We start from the raw sequence: 20,562 nt of genomic DNA, 5'->3' as shown, positions 1-20,562 counted from the left end.
GGCTGGCCGTTTGAACGCCCTCTCACCCCTGCGTGCCTGCTTTTTACGAGGTGACACCATGACCCGTTCGACGCTCGGCGATTCTCAGGATTTTCACGTGTTCATCGACGCCTATCGCCGTGAGTATCCGGACGATGTGCTGACCGTCACCCACCCGATTTCTGCCGATCAGGACGTCACCGCGCTGGTCGATGCCCTCGCCGCCCAGGGCCGCGATCCGCTGCTGATCTGCGAAAACGTCGGCAACCTCGGCGTGCCGGTGGCGACCAATCTGTTCGCCTCCCGCACCCGCATCGCCCGGCTGTTCGGCGTAACGCCGGCGCAGCTGCACGAAACCTTTCAAACCCGCGCCAACCAGCCCATCGCCCCGCGCTATGTAGAAAGCGGTCCGATCCTCGATGAAGTCTTCGAAGGCGAAGCGCTGGATCTGGCGCTGCTGCCAATGCTCAAGCATTTCGACAGCGATCGCGGCCCGTACATCACCAACGCGATCATCGTTGCCGAAGACCCGCTGACCGGCATTGCCAACATGAGCTATCACCGCTCGATGCGCCACGCCCGTCAGGCCCTCGCCACCAGCCTGCATTCACGCGGGCATCTGTGGCGGATGCTGCAAACCGCCCGCGAGCGTGGCGAAGAACTGCGCGTGGCAATGGTCGTCGGTGCGCATCCGTTGTTCATGCTCGCCGCCGCTGCACGTTTGCCCTACGGCAGCGATGAACGCGCCGTCGCTGGCGGACTGTTCGGCGCGCCGCTGGAACTGGTGAAAACCCCACGCTACGGCATCGGTGTGCCGGCCTACGCCGAGTTTGTTCTGGAAGGTGCGATTGACCCGGCGGCCTATGCCGAGGAAGGTCCGTTCGGCGAATTCAGCGGTTATTCCTCGGATCGTTCGACCAACAACGTGCTGCGGGTCGACACCCTGCTAAAACGCAAAGACGCCTGGTTGGTCGACGTCATGGGCGGTCGCTACGCCGAACACCTGACCCTCGCCCGTCTGCCGCGTGAAGCGGAGATGAGCGAGAAACTGAAAGCGCGTTTCCCCGCCGTCACCGCTGTGCACTACCCCAATTCCGGCACGCATTTTCACTGCTACGTCGCGCTGGACCAAAGCCGCGACGGCGAGGCGCGGCAAATCATGCTGGCGCTGCTCGGCTGGGATCCGTACCTGAAAACCGTGATCGCAGTGGACAGCGATATCGACATCAGCGATGACAGCCAGGTGTTGTGGGCACTGGCCACGCACTTTCAGCCGCACCTGGATATTTTCACCATTGATGGCTTGCCGGGCAGTCCGCTCGATCCTTCATCGTCGGTCAACGGCACCACGTCGCGGATGGGCCTGGATGCGACACGCGGTTCGGGTTTTGACGGGATCAAGGCGCAGCTCGATCAGGAAGTTCTGGAGCGCGCGCGGGTTTTGCTCAAAGGTCTGCAATCGTGAACCGGCAACGGCTGGTGGTCGGCATCAGCGGCGCGTCCGGGTTTATCTATGGCGTGCGTTTGCTGCAATTGCTCGCCGAACTGGACATCGAAAGCCACCTGATCATCAGCCGCGCCGCGCTGCTGACCATGGCCCACGAGACCGACTACAAACTCGCCGACGTGACTGCTCTGGCCAGTCATTACCACCGCGCCGATGACGTCGCCGCCGGGATCGCCAGCGGTTCGTTTCGTTGTCTCGGCATGGTGGTTGCGCCGTGTTCGATGAGGACGCTGGCGGAGATTGCCACCGGCACGTCCTCGGGGCTGATCGGCCGTGCAGCTGACGTCACGCTGAAGGAGCGCCGCACGCTGGTGTTGATGGCCCGGGAAACCCCGCTGACCCTCGCCCACCTGCGCAACATGACCGCCGTCACCGAGATGGGCGGAATCATCGCCCCGCCGGTGCCGGCGTTTTACGCGCGCCCGGAAAATCTGGCGCAAATGGTCGACCACAGCCTCGGCCGCGTGCTCGACCTGTTCGGCCTCGATGCCGGCGTCGCCACCCGCTGGCGAGAACACCAAAAACCCTGTGGGAGCGAGCTTGCTCCGGGCGGCGTTCCGACGAATGCGGTGGATCAGTCGCCATCACTGCTAAATGACACACCGCCTTCGCGAGCAAGCTCGCTCCCACAATGAAGCAGCATCACCCGAATTCAGTGTGCACCGGTCAATCAAAGGAGCCTCATCATGAACACCCCCTTCAACGCCCCAACCCGCAACACCAAAATCCCCGTGACCATCCTCACCGGTTTCCTCGGTGCCGGTAAAACCACCCTGCTCAACTACATCCTCAAGGAAAACCACGGCCGCAAGATCGCCGTGATCGAAAACGAGTTCGGCGAGGTCGGCATCGACGGCGACCTCGTCCTCAGCTCCGAGACCGAAGAAATCTACGAGATGGTCAACGGCTGCGTGTGCTGCACCGCCGAGGTTCGCGAGGATCTGGTGCGCATCGTCCGTGAGTTGGTGGCGCGGCCGGTACGCCTCGATCACATCCTTATCGAGACCAGTGGCCTCGCTGACCCGTACCCGGTGGCGCAGAGCTTTTTCATCAATGACCCGATTGCCGAGGAAGTGGAACTCGACGCGATCGTGACCATGGTCGACGCCAAGCACATCGCCCAGCATCTGGAGGATCTGCAACTCGACGGCGTCGACAATCAGGCGGTGGATCAGATTGTTTGCGCCGACCGGATCGTCATCAACAAGGTCGATCTGGTCAGCACTGAGGAAGTGGAAACCCTGCGCGGCAAGATCCGTGGCTTGAATGCCACAGCGGATCTGGTGACCTCGACTCACGCGCAGATCGATCTGACGAAAATCCTCGGCATCGGCGCGTTTGAATGCACACAGAAGCTCATGGAAATCGGCGCGGAACAGCACGATCACCACGACCATGAGCATCACCCTGAGCACTCTATTGAAGCGCAGGATCACCAACACGACCCAAGCGTGTCGTCGGTGGGCATCGCCGTGGACGGCGCGGTCAACCTGATGGCATTCCACCGCTGGATCAGCGAACTGCGCTCCTCCCAGGCCGACAACCTGTACCGCATGAAAGGCGTGCTCGCGGTGGCCAACGAAGACCAGCGCTACGTGCTGCAAGGCGTGCACAGCCTGGTCGAATTTCGCGCCTCAACCGCGTGGGGCACGGAGCCCCGCTCAAGCAAGATCGTATTCATCGGCCGCGACCTGGATCGCGCGGCGCTGAACCAGGGCTTTGCCGCCTGCCTGGCAGGCTGAAACAAGGCATCGGAGCCGGTGGATGGCGGCTTCGGGCACATGTGTACGAATGACTGATGCCAGTTTTTTACACAACACAAAACTTGTGGGAGCTGGCTTGCCAGCGATAGCGGACTGTCAGTTTATAAAAATGATGACTGCTAAATCGCCATCGCTGGCAAGCCAGCTCCCACAGGGTTCCACTGTGTTCTTGAGCTGATCGGCATCAGACGAATACCCCTCTCTACCGCATAAAAACAGCCAGAGGTGTTTCCCCATGTCGTCAGCCACATCCCCATCAAAAACCGCATCCACCGTGCACCCCGTCGACCGCATTCTGCCGGTACGACAGATGCTCACCCTCGGCCTGCAGCACATGGCCGTCTCGTACATCGGCGCCATCGCCGTGCCGTTGATTGTCGCCAGTGCCCTGAAAATGTCTCACGCCGATACGGTGGTGCTGATCAGCACCACGCTGTTCTGTTCCGGCATCGCCACCCTCCTGCAAACCGTCGGCTTCTGGAAATTCGGCGTGCGCCTGCCGATTCTGCAGGGCGTCGCGTTCAGCAGCGTTGGCCCGGTGATCGCCATCGGCAGCAACCCGGACGTGGGGTTCGCCGGGGTCTGCGGGGCCGTCATCGGTGCGGGGATTTTCACCATGTTGATGGCGCCGTTCGTGGGCCGATTGCGGCGATTCTTCCCGCCCGTGGTCACCGGTTGCATCGTCACCGTGATTGGTCTGCAACTGTTCCCGATTGCTTATGAATGGGTCGGCGGCGGGCGCAACGCGAGCAACTTCGGCGCGCCGGCGTTTCTCGGTGTAGCGGTGGTGGTGTTGCTGACGATTCTGTTGGTCAACCGTTATGGCAGCCCACTGCTGCGCAACATGGCGGTATTGATCGGCATGTTGATCGGCGCCGGGCTGGCCTACGGTCTCGGGATGGGCAACTTTCATAGCGTCGAAGAAGCACCGTGGCTGACCGTGCCCTACCCGTTCTACTTCGGTTTGCCGACATTCAGCCTGATCCCCATCGCAACCATGATCGTGGTGATGATCGTGCAGATGGTCGAGTCGATGGGCTTGTTCGTGGCCATCGGCGACATCGTTGAAAAACCGGTCGAGGACAAACAAGTCATCAACGGCCTGCGCGCCAATGGTCTGGCCAGCACCATCGCCGGCATGTTCGCCGCGTTTCCGTTTATCGCCTTCATGGAAAACGTCGGGCTGGTAATCCTCACCGGCGTGCGCAGCCGTTGGGTGGTCGCGGTCAGCGGCTTGCTGATGTGCTCGATTGCCTTGGTGCCGAAAGCCGGCGCGATCATCGCCTCGATGCCGACCGCCGCCCTCGGTGGTGCCGGCATCGCGATGTTCGGCGTGGTCGCAGCGGCGGGCATTCAGACCCTCGCCAAGGTCGATTACGAGCGCAATCGCTACAACGTGCTGATCGTCGGTTTCACCATCGCCGCCGCGCTGGTGCCGGTGCTCGCGCCGACCTTGTTCAAACAACTCCCCGAGTGGTCGCAGCCGTTCCTGCACAGCAGCGTGGTCATCGCTTGCCTGGTGTCGGTGCTGCTCAACGCCGCGCTGAATGGCGTCAGCGTAGCGGAAACCACCGCCAGCAAATCCGCCTCGCACATCCTTTAGTTTGGAGCTGCCCATGACTCAACTTCAGAACATCCTGATCAAAAACCCGGTCGCGGTGATGACCGGCCTGCGCGGTCCTCAAGCGCGGGCCGGCGCTGTGGACATCCGTGTGGTCAACGGTCGCATCGCCGAAATGGCCGCGAACCTTGAGCCACAACCCGGCGAACGGGTGATCGACGCGCGCAACAGCGTGGTCTATCCGGGCTGGATCAACACTCACCACCACCTGTTCCAGAACCTGCTCAAAGCCGTGCCTGAAGGTTTGAATCAGGATCTGCAAGGCTGGCTGGCCAGCGTGCCCTACCCGCGCCTCAACCGCTTTACCCCGCAACTGGCGCGGATCGCCGCACGGCTGGGCATGGTCGAATTGCTGCTGTCCGGCGTCACCACCTGCGCCGATCACCATTATCTCTACCACGCCCACGGCAGCACCGAGACCGGCGACCTGCTGTTCGACATGGCCGATGAATTCGGCCTGCGCTTCGTGCTGTGCCGTGGCGGCGCCCTGGAGTCGGCGAGCGCGCATCCGGGCTTCTCGAAAACCGCGCTGCAACCGGAAAGCCTCGAGCAGATGGTTGGCGATATCGAGCGGCTGAAATCGCTGTATCACCAGGACACCCCGGACGCAATGCGCCGCGTCGTCGTCGCCCCGACCACGCCGACGTTCTCCCTGCCGCCGACGCTGCTGCGCGAACTCGCCCACACCGCCCGAGGCCTTGGATTGCGCCTGCACACGCACCTGTCGGAAACGCAGAACTACGTGAATTTCTGCCGAGAAAAATACAATTGCCTGCCGGTGGAATTCGTCGCCGAACACGAATGGCTCGGCCCCGACGTCTGGTTCGCCCACGCCGTGCACTTGCAACCGGGCGAAATCCGCATGCTTGCGCAGACTGGAACGGGTATCTCGCATTGCCCGGTGAGCAACGCCCGACTGGGCAGCGGCGTCGCGCCGGTGCCGCAGATGTACGAGGCGGGCGTGCCGATTTCCCTTGGCGTCGATGGCGTGGCGTCGAACGAATCCGGGAGCATGGTCGGCGAAGCCAACACCGCATGGCTGATCCACCGGGCGGAACAAGGCGCGTCGGCGACCACCGCTGAAGATGTCATCCACTGGGGCACAGCGGGTGGCGCACAGGTGCTCGGCCTCGGCGCGGTCGGCACGCTCGAAGTCGGGCAAGCGGCGGACCTGGTGATCTACAGCCTCGACCATCCGCGCTTCTACGGCTTCCACGACCGCGCCGTGGCACCGGTGGTGGCGGGTGAACCGATCACGGTGAAATACAGCCTGGTCGGCGGCCGTGTGGTCGTCGATAACGGCGTGATTCCGGGGCTGGACATTGAACGCATGCGCGCCGAGGCGTGGGAAGGTGTGCAGCAACTGATGGACGTCGACGACTAACCAAACCCAACGCAAAACCCCTGTAGGCCTTCGCTTGCTCGCGATGGCGGTCTGTCATTCACATCAGCTCCGACTGATACAACGCTATCGCGAGCAGGAGAAGGCCTACAGGGGATTGCGGTGCATTCGCATACCGGTAGTTTCTCGACTAACGTTAGTACCTCATCGGATTGAGCCCCTGCCTGCTACACCGGGCTCTTGATCAAGGAGAGACTGATGACGTCGCGTCGCAACATCGAACAGACCTACCGCACCTGGTCCAGCCCGATTCTGCTGGAGCTGAAAAAACGTGAACACCAAATGGCGCCGGTCGAGCGTCAGGCCCTTGAGAATGTCCTGGTGGAAAGAAGGTTGCTGGACATCGGCGGCCCGGAGGGTATTGAACGTCGTCGAAACAGCGGTGCCTGACGCTGCGCTTTCGCGAGCAGGCTCGCCCCCACAAAGGAACGCATTGCAGCTGGAGGAATGCGGTCTGACTGTGGGAGCGAGCCTGCTCGCGAAGAGGCCAGCTCAGACACCTTGATCATTGAGGCCGACGCACCGCCCTCACCCGTCCACTGTCGCCGCCGCCACAATAAAAGCGATCCGCACCGTCCGCTTCCAGCCCGGAAACACCTTGCCCCGCCGGCATCTTCAGCGACTCAAGGACCTTGCCGTCCTGCGCATCGATCCGCCGCAGCTCACTCTCATCGGCCTCCCAAGTGCCATGCCACAACGCACCCTCCACCCAGGTCACGCCGGTGACAAAGCGGTTCGACTCCAGCGTGCGAAGGATCTCGCCGGTCTGCGGATCAATCTGATGAATCTTGCGCTCGCGATACTGCCCCACCCATAACGAGCCATCCGCCCAGGCCATGCCTGAGTCACCGCCATCGCCCGGTGCCTTGATGGTATGGAGTACATCACCCGTGGCCGGATCGATTTTGTGGATGTGACGGTCGGCAATCTGGTACAGGTGCTTGCCGTCAAAAGCGGTGCCGCCGTCGGCGCCGACCTTGAGCGTGCGCACGGTTTCGCCAGTGGCCGGGTCCAGCGCGCTGAGCTGGCCGTCGCTGGCGAACCAGACCTGCTGACCATCGAACGTCACGCCGTGAATGCCGCTGATGCCATCAAACGGGCCGTACTCGCGAAGGACGTCTGCGTTTGCGTGTTTCATGGGGGCTTCCTCGTGGATGTGTGGGTCCAGCCTAGCCATTGCCCAGCGACACCGGGAGTAACAAGATCGTCGCGAAACCCGGCATCGGCGGCGTCAACCAGCGTCGCGCCCGGCCGACGCCAAACGCCTGCACTTTGTCTGCCTGCGCCAATGCCTCCAACGTCCGTTGCACCTGGCGCTGACTGTTGCCCAACGCCAGTGCCAACGCTGAACTCGACCAGGCCTCGCCGTCGGCGAGCAAGGCCAGCAACGGCGCGTATCTGTCTTCGACCGGCAGTGTCAGCAACGCCACATTCTCGGCCACCAGCGCAAAGCCGTCTGGCGTCGCGCTGATGTTCGCCAGCGCTGCCAGCGCCGCACGCAAGCGGCCGATCTCGACCCGCAGGCGAGCGCGGTGTGATTCATCCGTGAGGGGCAAACCAAAGGCTGTGGCGAACAGCGTTTCGCGCGCAACATCGCCCGGCCAGGCTTGCGCGAGTAACCGCGCCAGCCGGAACAGCACCGGCCGCGTGGCCAGCGCCACCGTCATGCCGGCCCCGCGCACGCTATAGCGGCAGGCATCGACGATGAGTGTCGACGAGGTGAATAGCGCTTCAACCTGCGCCAGATTCACCGATTGCGCCTGACCGGCAACGATCAATCGTGCTGCCGGCGCAGCGAGCATATGACTGGCGTGATCGACTTCGGCGCTCAGTGCGCCGATCCCGGCCTGTTGCGCCGCCGTCTGTGCGCGTGCCAACGCCGCGCTGGCCTTGTGCGCCTGGACCCGACGCACAGCGATCCCGGCGGCGATCAGCTCATGAGCGGTACGCAGCGCGGGCGGCAACGGCGCCGGGTCAGTTCCACCCAGCAGCGCTTCGGCCTCCTCCAGTTCGCCGATCAACAGCAACCGGCGAATCTGCAAATAGCGTGCGTGCGCCGCATTTACGCCGTCACCGTGATCGTGCAACACCCGCCGCGCCGCCTCCAGCGCCTTCACCGGCCAGCCCAGATCCCGCGCCGCCAGCGCCACCTCGGCCTCGGCGACCACACAGCGTGCCCGCGACAGCGGCTCATTGTTGCCGAACGCCTTCACCGCACGCTGCAACAACGCCTTGGCCCGGGGCAGATCACCGAGCTGAGCCATGGCAATTGCGCGCAGGGCCAGCGCCGGCGGGTCCTCACGCAGAGCGACGTAGTTCAACGCGCCGAGCGGGTCGCCGGCGGACAGTGCTCTGCCAGCGGCGTTGATCAGCGAATCCATGGCTCATTCATCCCCGACGACTCAAGTGTCAGGTGAGTCTAATACCTGGAATGACGGTCGAAGCTTACAAACACGATTCGCGCGCAACACTCCGGACATCATGCGGCGCAATCTCAGACCGGAGAAATCGTCGCGAGCAAGCCAATCAGAATGGTCAGTGTCAGAAAGCCACCCAGGAAAATCGCCATTTTGTTCATGTTGCTCTCCTCAATGCCGGGTTTGCGGTGCACTGAACGCTTCGGAATGAAGAACTGTCGAGAGTGACCGCACTGCCGGGGCATTTTGAGCGTTTGGCTGCGCTGGTAACAGCGTCAGATAAGACGAAAAAATACGGATCAGATGCGCATCTGATCTGCACCGGCCACGCTCCGATATTCAGCTCGACGCACAATGGTTACCTTTCGCCGAGATTGATCTAGAGTCATTGCCGACGCCAGAAGACCCACAACATCGCGGAGTGAGCATGACTGACCTGAACCTGCAAGCCAACGTCGCCGAATCCTTGAAGCAATGGCACGAAATGATCCGCACCGGCAACTTGAGCGGGCTGCCCGAACTGCTTGATCCGCAAGCCGTGTTCCGCTCGCCGATGGCGCACACGCCTTATCCAGGCGCACCAGTGGTGTCGATGATCCTCAATACCGTGTTCGAGGTGTTTGAAGACTTCACCTACCACCGTGAGCTGGCGACTGCCGATGGCTTGAATGTGATCCTGGAGTTCAGCGCCAAGATCGGGACGAAAGAGCTGAAAGGCATCGACATGATTCGCTTCGATGAGCGCGGCAAGATTGTCGAGTTCGAGGTGATGGTTCGGCCGCTGAGCGGATTGCAGGCGTTGGGTGAGGAGATGGGACGGCGACTGGGTGCTTATCTGGCATCGGCCAAAGCCTGATTCAGGCACAAAAAAGCCCACTGACCGTCGCCGGTTCAGTGGGCTTTGTGTGTCAGGCGTTTAGTTACAGCGCCATGTCACGTGCAGCGTTTTCCTTCGGAGCTTCAGCCTTTTCAGCTGCAGGTGCGGCCGGAGCAGCCACCTGACCGATCACCGGTGGTGTCGGCAGTTCGAGGATCTTGGCGGTGTAGGCCCATTCTGCAGCCACTTTGGCCGGATCGCTGTTCAGCTGAGTGCCGTAGCTCGGCACGATCTGGTGCAGCTTGGATTGCCACTCAGGCGTTGCGACCTTGTCTTTGAAGACTTTCTGCAGCACGCTCAGCATGATCGGTGCAGCGGTCGACGCGCCTGGCGATGCGCCCAGCAGGCCGGCGATGGAGCCGTCTTGTGCGGCAACGATTTCGGTGCCCAGTTTCAGCACGCCGCCAGCGGCTTCATCACGCTTGATGATTTGCACGCGTTGGCCGGCTTGCCACAGGCGCCAGTCTTCAGCTTTGGCGTTCGGGAAGTATTCCTTCAGCGCGTTCATGCGGTCTTCATCCGACAGCATCAGTTGGCCAGCCAGGTACTCGACCAGCGGGTATTCCTTGATGCCGACCTTGGTCATCGGCCAGATGTTGTGGGTGGTGGTGCTGGTCAGCAGGTCCAGGTACGAGCCTTCTTTGAGGAACTTGGTGCTGAAGGTCGCGAATGGGCCAAACAGGATGACGCGCTTGCCGTCCAGAACACGGGTGTCCAGGTGCGGAACGGACATCGGAGGTGCGCCAACCGAGGCTTTACCGTAGGCCTTGGCCAGGTGCTGTTCAGCGATGGCCGGGTTATCGGTCACCAGGAACGAGCCGCCTACCGGGAAGCCAGCGTATTCCTTGGCTTCAGGAATGCCCGACTTCTGCAGCAGGTGCAGTGCACCGCCGCCCGCGCCGATGAACACGAACTTGGCGTCGGTTTCGGTTTTAGTGCCGTCTTTCAGGTTTTTGTAGCTGACGCGCCAAGTGCCGTCGGCATTCTTGGTGATGTCCTGCACTTCGCTCGACAGTTTCAGATCGAAGTTAGGCTTGGTCTGCAGGTACGTGGCGAACTGGCGGGTGATTTCGCCGAAGTTCATGTCGGTACCCAGCGGGCTCCAGGTGGCCGCGATTTTCTGGTTCGGGTCACGCCCTTCCATCATCAGCGGAACCCACTTCTTGATCACAGCCGGGTCTTCGGAGTACTGCATGCCGGCGAACAGCGGGCTCGCTTGCAGGGCTTCGTAGCGCTTTTTCAGGAACTTGATGTTGTCATCGCCCCACACGAAGCTCATGTGCGGCGTGGTGTTGATGAACGAGCGAGGGTTCTTCAGAACGCCTTGCTGAACCTGCCAGGCCCAGAACTGACGGGAGACCTGGAACGCTTCGTTGATCTCGACAGCTTTCGGGATCGTCACGTTGCCTTTGTCGTCTTCCGGGGTGTAGTTCAGCTCGGCAAGTGCCGAGTGACCGGTACCGGCGTTGTTCCAGCCGTTGGAGCTTTCCAGGGCGACGCCGTCGAGGCGCTCGACCATTTCCATCGACCAGCTTGGCTCCAGCTCATTGATCCACACACCGAGGGTGGTGCTCATGATGCCGCCGCCGATCAGCAGTACGTCGACTTTCTTTGCTTCGTCAGCATTGGCTGATGTCATCCCCATCGCCAAAGCCAGACCCAGCAGGGCTGTGTTCACTTTCTTAAACATCTGTTGCACCTATGATAAAACGCCTTCCGCCCGCCTCTTTTATCTGTGTGCGCTCCGCTTTGATGACGCTCAGGCTAGCGTCGCAGATTGCGGCACACTTCAATTTTGACGGGTGGGCACACAAGGCCGACATGCTGCATCGACCTCAGTTAATGTCCCTTCTGAACTGACTTTTTATCATTATTGGCTTCAGCTACTTGAGCGACAGGGATTCCGTCAGCCCGCCCGAAGGCAAGCAAACTGAATGAGGTCAAACCAAGTTGGCGCGAAGAATATCACGTCAGGGCAAACCCGCGCGTCTGTTCCCGACTTGAGAGTCTTTTTGCGCTCTGGAAAGTATCGGCCGGTGAAGGCTGAACATGACCCTTGAGATTGAACAACTGAGGGGAGTGCCTAATTCCAGGAGAACCTGCTACGTTGTACGATGACTGACAAATACAAACCTCAGTCATCACCCATAAAAACAAGGAAACGACCTCCATGACCAAAAACCAACTCCTGATCGGATTTCTCTGTGCCTTCAACGGCTACGCCATGGCCGCCCCTGCCCCGGCAGAAACAGCAGTCGCCCAAGCGGTGGATCATCTGACCCAGGCCATGCTGCACAAAGACATCGCCGAACTGAACGCACTCACCGCACCGAACCTGACTTACGGTCATTCCAGCGGCAAGATTCAGGACAAGAAGGCATTCATTGCCGATATCGAAACCGGCAAGAGCGCGTTCAAAACATTAGAGATGCAGAATCAGACCATCACGCTGTCCGGCGATACTGCACTGGTGCGCCACCACTTTTCCGCGCAGGCGTTGAAAGGAACCGAGGTGATACCGACCGAGATCGAGAACTTTCAGATCTGGCAGAAGCAGCACGGCAAGTGGTTGCTGGTGGGGCGGCAGGCATTCAAGTTCTGATTTAGTAGACCCATTCAAAGTTGATGTTGGCTGACCTGGCCTCATCGCTGGCAAGCCACCTCCCACAGTGGGCATCGTTGCAAACACGATTGCATTCACAACATCGAAACCTGTGGGAGCTGGCTTGCCAGCGATGAGGCCAGTTCAGACAGCACAAATGCAATTGCCCCACCGCTATCACAACCGAAACCGATCCACCGACTGCGCCAACTGCCCTGCCAGACTCGATAACTCGTCGGTGGTGTTCGCCGTCTGCCCGATCACCCGGCTATTGCCCTCGGACATTCCCGCGATCATTTCAACCTGGTGCGCGATCTCGTTGCTGGCCTGACTCTGCTCACCAATCGTGCGGGTGATGTCGTTGACCAGTTGTGTCGTGCTCAACGTCGCTTCGAGGATTTCGCGGATGGCCCGTTCAACATCCGCCGTGACCGCCATGCCCTTGTCGACCTGCGCCACCCCCGCCTCCATGCTGCTGACCGCCTCACGCGTGCTGTGCTGAATGCGCGCGACCATCGCGGCGATTTCCTGCGTCGATGCACTGGTGCGCGCCGCCAGACTGCGCACTTCATCGGCGACCACCGCAAAACCCCGACCCTGTTCGCCAGCGCGGGCGGCTTCAATCGCCGCGTTGAGCGCCAGCAGGTTGGTCTGGTCGGCGATGCTCTTGATCACCTGGATAATGTTGAAGATGCCTTCAGACTCCTGATCCAGCGTGCGAATCACCTGCGCCGACTGTTGCGCCGAGCGGGCGATGTCGTCCATGTCGCTGACCACTTGATGGATCACCTGGCCGCCATTCTTTGCCAGGGACTCGGCCTGATTGGCCATGCCCAGTGCGCGTTCGGCGTGACGGGTGATGTCCTCGATGCTCGCGGTCATCTGGCTGGCGGCGGCGGCCATGGTCCCGGCCGCGACACTTTGTTGCTGACTGCTGTCGGCGACTTGATGGCAGCCATGGCTGAGCTGTGCGCTCATGCCACTGACACCGTGAGCGTTACGGCGCACCACGTCGATCATGTTGCGCAAATCCCGCTGCATGGTCGCCAGCGTGCGGATCAGTACGCTGGCTTCGTCTTTGCCGGAAGGCTCGGCGATCAGTTCGCTGAGGTTGCCGTGGGCAATGCTTTCGGCGATTCGGCTGGCGGACTTCAGCGGCCCCATGATGCTCAGGATGACCCAACGCCCCTGCGCCAACAGCAGCAACAGGCTGGCGAGCAACACCACGCCGAGGGCGATATTGGCATTGCGGATCGCCGCTTCGGTACCGGCGCTGGTTTGCCGGGTATTGGTTTCGATCAGCTCGCTGAGGGCTGCCATCTGTTCTTCAAGCTGACTGAAAGCCGCGTTGAAGGTGCCAAGTTCCCGCTGCGCGGTGTCCGGGTTATCCAGCGCCAGGCCGACAATCCGTTCGCCCGCGTTGATGTAGGTATCGAGGCTCGGTTTGATCTGCTCCAGAGCCGTGCGTAACGCAGGATTGATCGGCAGCTTGAGGTTCTCCTCGAGCACTTCGCGAAAATGCCCGGCGTGCTCGTCAATCGACGCGCGTACCTCTGCCGGCGTACTGGTGCTTTTGCCCAACCCCACCAGCATCGCCGAGTAAACATCGGCGCGCAGGGCGTCGTGCATCATGTCGGCTTCCATGTGGTTGCGCAGCGCGCTCATGCTGACCGCGTTATCACTGACCGCCGAGGCCATTCGCAGATTGCCGACATAGCTGACCAGACTGACGATCAACGCTGTCAGCAGGCTTGTCCCAATCAGCAACACTAAACGCAGTTTGATCGACACCGTGATTTTCTCCTTGGCCACGCCCGCAAGCGCCTGTCAGAGCTTCAGTTAAGCCTATTTGCACAGGTCTGCCGCGCCAGAGCGTGTCAGCAGGTGTCCGTTCAAGCGGTCACAGCGGTAAAACTTGCGCTTTGAGAGGCCAGTCTCATTTTTCAACGCGCGCGGCCAGCGCCTTCACCGCCGGTGACCGCATGGCCTGTGGCGTGATCTGATCACGCCTGCCTGAAGACCGGGCAAGCCGCAACGGCATGCCCGCGTACGCTGCGCAATTGCGCAGACTTTTTCGCCGCACGGAACTCCCACTCACGGCGCACCTCTCACATTATGTAGTACTTCCCTTTTGCTTCGCGCTTGTGGAGGAATACCGTCATGCGCAAGTTAGTGCTCGTTTCTTCTTTACTCTTATGCCTGCCAGTCGGTTCGGCGCTGGCCCGCGTCGATGCGGGTGATGTTGCGACCTCGGCCGGTGTCTCCGCGTCGCTGTACTCGACCTTCAAGGATCACAAAATGGTGATTCCGGCCCGTGACGACTTGTCTGCATTCGTCGCCAGTGGCGGGGCCATCCGTGGGGTTTATCTTGAGTCGGTGCTGCAACAGGTTCGCCAGGACAATCCAGGCATCAACGCCAGTGATGAAGACCTCGCCAACGCGATTCTGGTGCATTACGAAGGCCTGAATCAGTAGCGGTCGGGGAACCGGCAGCCGATGGACGGCCGCTGATCGCTCATAGGCAAAACTGTCCGACGGCCTCTATGATGGAGGCCATGACGACGCCTGCGCCAATGCGCTCCCCCTGCCCGCCCGGCGCCTGCAATTGCGGGCGCGACCCGTTGCTGGAGACGCCCGGCGCGGACCTGCGCATCCTGCGCCTGACCCGCGAGGAGGAAAAACGCCTGCTCGCGCGCCTGGAAATGCTCAAGGATCTGGACGACCTCAAACGCCTGCAACTGCGCATGTTTGAGCAACTGGGCATTCGCGTCGATGTCGCCCCCGGCTTCAACGAAGTACGGACCATGCGCGGCATTGCCATTCAGATCGACGAATTGCCCGGACTCTGCCGCAAGACCCGTGCGGCGATCCCCGCAGCGATTCGTCGGGGCCTGGAAAATCACCCGCAAATCGCCTTCGAATTGCTCAACGCGCACGACTTGCTGCGCGACACCTGATCACTTCTTCATGCCGACGCGTTTACGCATCTCGGCGGTGATGCTCTGGCGGGTTTTCTTCATATCCGCCCATGGCTCATCGCCGACCTCTGCCAAGCGCTCGTGCACATTGTGGATGTTCCATTGATTGCCGCCCTTGAGGTCGGCGACTTCCTCACGAAACAACGGCACCGAAACCGGCAACCCCTCACGGGTGCGCGCCGCATAGGCACAAATGGTGGTGGCGCCCAGGCCGTTGCGCAGGTAATCGATAAAGATCCGGCCGACGCGGTTTTTCGGCCCGGACACCGCTGAAAAACGATCCGGTAACAGCTTGGCCATATGACTGACGATCGCATGGCTGAAGTCTTTGACTTCATCCCAGCCGAGTTTGCGCGTCAGTGGCACCACCAGGTGAATGCCCTTGCCGCCGCTGGTTTTCAGAAACGCTTTGAGCCCCAGTTCATCGAGCACCGTGAGGGTCAACGCGGTGGCTTCGACCATGCTTTTCCATGGCAGCGCCGGATCCGGGTCGAGATCGAGGACGAAGCGATCGGGCTTGTCCAGATCCACGGTGGTGGCGTTCCAGGTGTGCAGTTCGACGGTGCTCATCTGTACCGCGCCGATCAGCGCTTCAGCGTTATTGATGAGCATCACAGGTTGCCCCGTGACGTCCTTGTCCAGCGTGCTGATGCCGGGGATCGCCAGGCGTTCGGCGTTCTTCTGGAAGAACAACTCACCGGCGATGCCATCCGGTGCGCGAACCAGTGCCACCGGGCGATCCTTGAGTTGCGGCAGGATCCATTCGGCAACGCTGGCGTAATACTCGGCCAGTTGCATCTTGGTGGTGCCACTCACCGCGTCGATCACTCGATCGGGGTGAGTGATGCGCACTTTGTCGTTGCCGAGACCGAGTTGCGACGGTGCAGTTTCGGCCTTGCTCACGGGGGCTTTTTTCAGCGGTTTCTTTTCAGTGGCGTTCTTTTCACTGGCTTTCTTTTCAGTGGCTTTCTTCGCAGGGATTTTCTTCTCGGAAGTCTTCACGGGCTGCGCTCGCTCCTCAGTGATGTGCGTGGCCGGTTTGTCATCGCGCAAGCCATGGAACACGGCGTGGCGCACCGAGCCATCCTTGGTCATTTCAGCGAAAGCCACTTCCGCCAGCAGTTTCGGTTTCAACCAATGCACGCCTTTGGCTTCGAAGCCACTCGGCGGATTGACCACCGCGGCCTGCTTCACCTGCAAGGGTTTGAGTTGCGCCAGAATGCTTTTCAAGGTGCTTTCATTGAACCCGGTGCCGACCTTGCCGGCGTAACGCAACTCGCCACTGTCACGATCATGCAAGCCCAGCAACAATGCCCCGAAGGCACTGCGCGAGCCTTTCGGGTCGGTGTAACCGACGATCACGAACTCCTGACGATGTTTGCACTTGAGCTTGATCCAGTCGCCGCTGCGACGCGACACATAAGGCGAACCGAGACGTTTGCCGATCAGACCCTCCATCTGCATCTGGCAGGCGCTGTTGAGCAATGCGTCCGGCGTTTCGTCGAACGCGTCAGAGAAGCGCAGCAACGGCTGCTCATGCGCACCGAGCACGGTGGCCAGCGCCGCACGTCGCTCTTCGACCGGCACTTCGCGCAGATCAACGCCGTTGAGATACGGCAGATCGAACAGGTAATAAAGGATGTTGCCACTGCGTCCGGCCTCAAAGGCATTTTGCAACGCCTGAAAATCCGGCACGCCTTGCTCGTTGGCGACCACCATTTCGCCGTCCAGCCAGGCTGATTCAAGGCCCAACGCCGCCAGTGCCTCGGCTTGTTGCGGCAGTTTGTGCGTCCAGTCATGGCCATTGCGGGTGAACAGTTGCACCTGGTCGCCATCGATCCGCGCCATGATGCGGTAACCGTCGAACTTGATCTCGTAGCTCCACTGCCCTTGCGGTGCGCTGTCGACCAGGGTCGCCAGTTGCGGTTTGAGCTGTGCGGGCAGTTTCGCCTTGTGTGCGCCGGTGAGTTGGCCGCTGACCGCCTTGCGCGGTTTGGCCGCTGCCCTCTGCGGTTTGCTCTGTTCAGCCGCCAGTTTGGGTTTGCCGACAATCGTGCGCTCGCTCAACACACTGTCCGGTTCGGCGACCAGCACGTCGTAATCATCCTGCGGGCGCGCGGCGCTGTCCTGGTGTTTGATCAGAAACCATTGTTCCTTCTTGCCCGGCATGTGCGTGCGCACCAGATTCCAGATCCCGCCGAGCTTTTCGCCTTGCAGCTCAAACTTGAGCTTGCCTTTGGCGTAAGCCTTTTGCGGATCCTCCAGCGGAATCCAGACGCCGCGATCCCAGACAATCACATCGCCGGCACCGTAATGCCCTTCGGGAATGCTGCCTTCGAACGTCGCGTAATAGAGCGGATGATCTTCGACATGCACCGCCAGGCGCTTGACCTTGGGGTCGAGCGACGGCCCTTTGGGCACCGCCCAGCTCTTCAGCGCGCCGTCGAGTTCCAGGCGAAAGTCATAATGCAGGTGCGAAGCGTCGTGCTTCTGGATACAGAACTGCAAGGCATGATCGCTGGCGGTTTTGCGGCCAGGGCGCTTGACCGCGGCCGGTTCCGCTGTCGCCGAAAAGTCGCGCATGCGGTTGTAATCGTCGAGGTTCCTGTTCATCACGCACCTGCCTTGTGTCAGCCTGTTCGGGTCACGGTCAGCGCAACCACGGCAATCCGGTCGACCCGTTGATAGCCGGGGTTGAGCAACTCTTCGCCGAAGACATCGGGGTCGAGTTCGCGGTAGGTCCAGCCGAAGCGTTTTTCATCCAGCCGTGGCAGTACGGTGGCGAGAAACGGATCGTGGCCATCGACCATCGCCACGCCGGTGTAGAGCAACAGCGAGCCGCCGGGGGTCAGCCGGTTGAGCGCCTGTTCGACAATGCGCAGCGACAGCCCGGCGCCCAACGTGCCGCCGCCATTGCGGTAGGCCCGCGCGGCCGGATCGGCCATGTACGGCGGGTTGGCGACGATCAGGTCGAACTCGCCGTCGACGCCTTGCAACAGGTCGCTGGCGCACACATCGACGTTGGCCACTTCGGCCAACGCGGCATTGATCGTGGTCAGGCGCAGCGCCGCCGGATTGATGTCCAGCGCCAACACTTGCGCCTCGCGGCGTGCGCGGCCGATCAGGATCGCCCCGACGCCAGCGCCACAACCAATGTCAACGGCGCGGTGGATGGGCGCAAAATTCTGCTGCAAGTGGGCATGGATCAGTTGGGCGAAGCGGTAGGTGTCGGGGCCGAAAAACACTGCATCGGCGGCGTCGGTGGGAAAGGCCGAATGCACGAACAGCAAATCATCCAGGCTCGACCAACGCACCCGGCTTTTGAAGCGGCCGTCGTACGCCTCGACAACCTGAGCGTCCTGCAATTGCCGCAACTCATCGGCGGACAGTAAACCAGCCTCAAACGGTCGCGACCAACCGAAAACATCACGCAGGCAATCGACAGCCTGGCCTTCGTCACGCTGGTTGACCCGTTGATGGGTCAGCGGCGTTGGCGTGACGAAGCGGTAACCGTCAGCCTGCAAACGCCGGCCCAGTTGCAGCAGTGCGAGGTCATGGGTGCACAGTTGCTCTTCCTGATTCATCGGGCAGCTCCTTAAGGCAGGCGGGACTTGAGTTCAATGAACCGGCGGGTAGCGAGCAATCCGGCCGGATGCGCATGCCGCGCCGGCGCCAGCCAGGGCAGCAGAGTCGCCATGTGTTCGACCGGGTCCTGACCTTGCAGCGTCGCCAACAATTGCTGCACATCGGGATCCTGATCGGGGACCACGGCGGCCGCTGACGTCTGGCTGTGGCGTCGAATCGGTCTGGCGGCGTGAGGCGCCGTCCAGCTACCGGCAATCCAGTCGTGCACCAGTTGTTTTTCGTAGGCACTGAACACGCCGAACATCGCCGCGCCATCGCCAGCGATCAGTTGCCAGAAGCGGCTGGCCTGCGGGTCTTCATGGCGCTTGATCCAGCCTTTGTTTTGCATGGCTTGAAGAAAGCCGGGTAACTGCTCCGGCGAGGCCAGCCATTGATTGACGGTCTGTCCTTCGAAGCGGCAGTAGTCGGAATGCATGTGTTGGCCAAACGGGCGCTTGCGTTCGAGCATCGCCAACAACTCATGTTCAAGGTTGAAACCTTCAATGATCGCGCGGCTGCCCTGCCCCAAATCATTCAGCCGATAGCCCAGCGACACCCGCCGCAGAAATTCGCCGCGATCGGCCGTCAGTGGCAGCAGATCCAGCGCCGCCTGCACGGCTTTCTGCGCATGGCCGGTACTGGCGTTATCGATGGTCACGTGCAGAGTGAAATAGTACGGGTCGATGCCCAGCTCGCTGAGTTCGTAACTGCTGATCAACAGATGCAACGGCAGTTGTTCGTAGCCGAGGTTGTAACCGATCACCTCGGGCAAATACTCGGTGCCGGCGAGGCCAAGCGCCAGTTGCAACGCGCCCTGCAGGTAGCGCTCATCAGCGATGGCGCTGCTGTCCTGCAAATCGTGGTCGGCGAGCAGTTTGCGGTAAATCACCACATGGTTTTGCGCTGGGTTGCCCTCACCGAGTTCTTCCAGATAAGTGCTGATCAAGCCGGCAAAACGCGGATCCTGCCACTGCGTCAGCAAGCCCGAGAGCCAGGCGCCGTCAACCAGTTTGGTCGGCGCCACTGCCTGCAGAAAGTACAGCGCCTGGGCCTTGCTGCTGAAGAACTGTCGAGGGCCGCCGGCCTTGCGTTGTTGCAGATAATCGGCGTACTGGCGGGCGACGTCGGTGCAATGCGCGGCGACCCATGCGTGCCAGGTCGTCGGGTCTTGCGGCAGGGTTTCACTGATGTCGGCGGCGTGCTGTAACTGTTCCTGCAAAAACGCCAGGGCGAGATCGCGGGGATTTTCTTCAGTTAACAACGCTTGATAAATCTGCCGAACATTGCCGACAGGATCGATCGCTTGTGGATGTGCCGGCACCGAGTGCAGGCGTGTCAGGACAGTCATGGCAAATTTCCCGGTCGGTTGGCAGGACGCTGATGCATACGCCTCTACAGCAGCAGAGAGGCTGCGCCCGGGAAAAATTCAATCGACGTGAAAAATGCCCGGACGGACGGTGGACTTCTGCCCCAGCGCGCTAGGCCCCACTGATTCACCTGCCTCGTTGCACCTCTGCAAAGATCTCGGTGATCGGCCGATGCGGCTGGCGCTTTTGCATCTGCCGTACCTGTTCGCTCATCCGCAGCAGCTCTTCACTGGGTTTGGCCCATTGCTCTTGTGGCAGCGGTTCTGACCATTCACGCATAGTTTCGGGCAGCGTTTGCTTGCCGATTCTTTCGAGGCGGCGCACTTCCCATTCGACGAGGTGGTTGGGGATCGTCCACAACGTCATGACGTGGTAGAGGTACCAGAAAAACCCGGACAGCCGAGTGCGTGTGCCTTCGCGGATCT

General features: G+C 61.0%; 17 protein-coding genes and 2 pseudogenes. 10 read left to right on the top strand and 9 right to left on the bottom strand.

Going from position 1 to position 20,562, the window contains the following annotated elements; all coding sequences use genetic code 11:
- The first annotated feature begins 58 nt into the window (after window positions 1–58).
- The 6 genes from WA225_RS07860 (at window position 59) to WA225_RS07835 (ending at window position 6,662) form a co-directional block, all read left to right on the top strand.
- Window positions 59–1,444: a UbiD family decarboxylase gene (locus WA225_RS07860; protein ID WP_422607500.1), complete on the top strand. Its 1,386-nt coding sequence runs from the start codon at window positions 59–61 to the stop codon at window positions 1,442–1,444.
- Window positions 1,441–2,121, top strand: a complete 681-nt coding sequence (locus WA225_RS07855) for a UbiX family flavin prenyltransferase (RefSeq protein ID WP_422607499.1) — start codon at window positions 1,441–1,443, stop codon at window positions 2,119–2,121. Before WA225_RS07860 ends, WA225_RS07855 begins: the two co-directional genes overlap by 4 nt.
- 51 nt (window positions 2,122–2,172) lie before the next feature.
- Window positions 2,173–3,228: a CobW family GTP-binding protein gene (locus WA225_RS07850; protein ID WP_422607498.1), complete on the top strand. Its 1,056-nt coding sequence runs from the start codon at window positions 2,173–2,175 to the stop codon at window positions 3,226–3,228.
- Between the two features lie 256 nt (window positions 3,229–3,484).
- Window positions 3,485–4,852, top strand: a complete 1,368-nt coding sequence (locus WA225_RS07845; protein WP_422607497.1) for a nucleobase:cation symporter-2 family protein — start codon at window positions 3,485–3,487, stop codon at window positions 4,850–4,852.
- Between the two features lie 13 nt (window positions 4,853–4,865).
- Window positions 4,866–6,254 (top strand): amidohydrolase family protein, encoded by a 1,389-nt coding sequence (locus WA225_RS07840; RefSeq protein WP_422607496.1) that lies wholly within the window; start codon window positions 4,866–4,868, stop codon window positions 6,252–6,254.
- Between the two features lie 216 nt (window positions 6,255–6,470).
- Entirely contained in the window at window positions 6,471–6,662 is a 192-nt protein-coding gene (locus tag WA225_RS07835) for a hypothetical protein (RefSeq protein WP_099758657.1), read from the top strand.
- Between the two features lie 115 nt (window positions 6,663–6,777).
- On the opposite strand, the gene WA225_RS07830 is transcribed toward WA225_RS07835, so the two are convergent.
- Together WA225_RS07830 and WA225_RS07825 are read right to left on the bottom strand one after the other, a co-directional pair.
- Window positions 6,778–7,410 (bottom strand): PQQ-binding-like beta-propeller repeat protein, encoded by a 633-nt coding sequence (locus tag WA225_RS07830; protein ID WP_422607495.1) that lies wholly within the window; start codon window positions 7,408–7,410, stop codon window positions 6,778–6,780.
- Window positions 7,411–7,441: 31 nt separating this feature from the next.
- Window positions 7,442–8,653 carry a helix-turn-helix domain-containing protein gene (locus tag WA225_RS07825; RefSeq protein WP_422607494.1) on the bottom strand — a complete coding sequence of 404 codons (1,212 nt, stop codon included), beginning with the start codon at window positions 8,651–8,653 and terminating at the stop codon, window positions 7,442–7,444.
- Between the two features lie 463 nt (window positions 8,654–9,116).
- Between WA225_RS07825 and WA225_RS07820 the strand changes: the two genes are divergently transcribed.
- Window positions 9,117–9,545 carry a nuclear transport factor 2 family protein gene (locus WA225_RS07820; protein WP_422607493.1) on the top strand — a complete coding sequence of 143 codons (429 nt, stop codon included), beginning with the start codon at window positions 9,117–9,119 and terminating at the stop codon, window positions 9,543–9,545.
- Window positions 9,546–9,609: 64 nt separating this feature from the next.
- On the opposite strand, the gene mqo is transcribed toward WA225_RS07820, so the two are convergent.
- Window positions 9,610–11,256, bottom strand: a complete 1,647-nt coding sequence (mqo, locus tag WA225_RS07815) for a malate dehydrogenase (quinone) (protein ID WP_242206495.1) — start codon at window positions 11,254–11,256, stop codon at window positions 9,610–9,612.
- Between the two features lie 480 nt (window positions 11,257–11,736).
- Here mqo and WA225_RS07810 point away from each other — a divergent pair, with 480 nt between their 5' ends.
- Window positions 11,737–12,168, top strand: a complete 432-nt coding sequence (locus WA225_RS07810; RefSeq protein ID WP_422607492.1) for a nuclear transport factor 2 family protein — start codon at window positions 11,737–11,739, stop codon at window positions 12,166–12,168.
- A gap of 177 nt (window positions 12,169–12,345) precedes the next feature.
- Here WA225_RS07810 and WA225_RS07805 read toward each other — a convergent pair whose 3' ends face one another.
- Both WA225_RS07805 and WA225_RS07800 read right to left on the bottom strand, forming a co-directional pair.
- Window positions 12,346–13,071 carry a methyl-accepting chemotaxis protein gene (locus tag WA225_RS07805; protein WP_422607627.1) on the bottom strand — a complete coding sequence of 242 codons (726 nt, stop codon included), beginning with the start codon at window positions 13,069–13,071 and terminating at the stop codon, window positions 12,346–12,348.
- Between the two features lie 132 nt (window positions 13,072–13,203).
- A pseudogene (locus WA225_RS07800) lies at window positions 13,204–13,959 on the bottom strand (MCP four helix bundle domain-containing protein); the annotation flags it as partial.
- A 369-nt stretch (window positions 13,960–14,328) separates the two neighbouring features.
- On the opposite strand from WA225_RS07800, the gene WA225_RS07795 reads away from it, so the two are divergent.
- A complete protein-coding gene (locus WA225_RS07795; protein WP_016983279.1) occupies window positions 14,329–14,643 on the top strand; it encodes a DUF2388 domain-containing protein in 315 nt (104 codons plus the stop codon).
- A gap of 80 nt (window positions 14,644–14,723) precedes the next feature.
- Entirely contained in the window at window positions 14,724–15,125 is a 402-nt protein-coding gene (locus tag WA225_RS07790; protein WP_422607491.1) for a hypothetical protein, read from the top strand.
- Here WA225_RS07790 and ligD read toward each other — a convergent pair whose 3' ends face one another.
- The 4 genes and pseudogenes from ligD to WA225_RS07770 form a co-directional block, all read right to left on the bottom strand.
- Window positions 15,126–17,759: a DNA ligase D gene (gene ligD / locus WA225_RS07785; protein WP_422607490.1), complete on the bottom strand. Its 2,634-nt coding sequence runs from the start codon at window positions 17,757–17,759 to the stop codon at window positions 15,126–15,128. It abuts the gene before it with no gap.
- Between the two features lie 17 nt (window positions 17,760–17,776).
- Entirely contained in the window at window positions 17,777–18,730 is a 954-nt protein-coding gene (locus WA225_RS07780; RefSeq protein ID WP_422607489.1) for a methyltransferase, read from the bottom strand.
- 11 nt (window positions 18,731–18,741) lie between these two features.
- Entirely contained in the window at window positions 18,742–20,118 is a 1,377-nt protein-coding gene (locus WA225_RS07775; protein WP_422607488.1) for an iron-containing redox enzyme family protein, read from the bottom strand.
- A 145-nt stretch (window positions 20,119–20,263) separates the two neighbouring features.
- Window positions 20,264–20,562 (bottom strand): annotated as a pseudogene (locus WA225_RS07770) (hypothetical protein); the annotation flags it as partial.

Source organism: Pseudomonas sp. (assembly GCF_049300855.1).
Classification (GTDB): domain Bacteria; phylum Pseudomonadota; class Gammaproteobacteria; order Pseudomonadales; family Pseudomonadaceae; genus Aquipseudomonas.
Note: the sequence above shows the minus strand (reverse complement) of the source record. Positions and strands in the feature narration are given on the sequence as shown.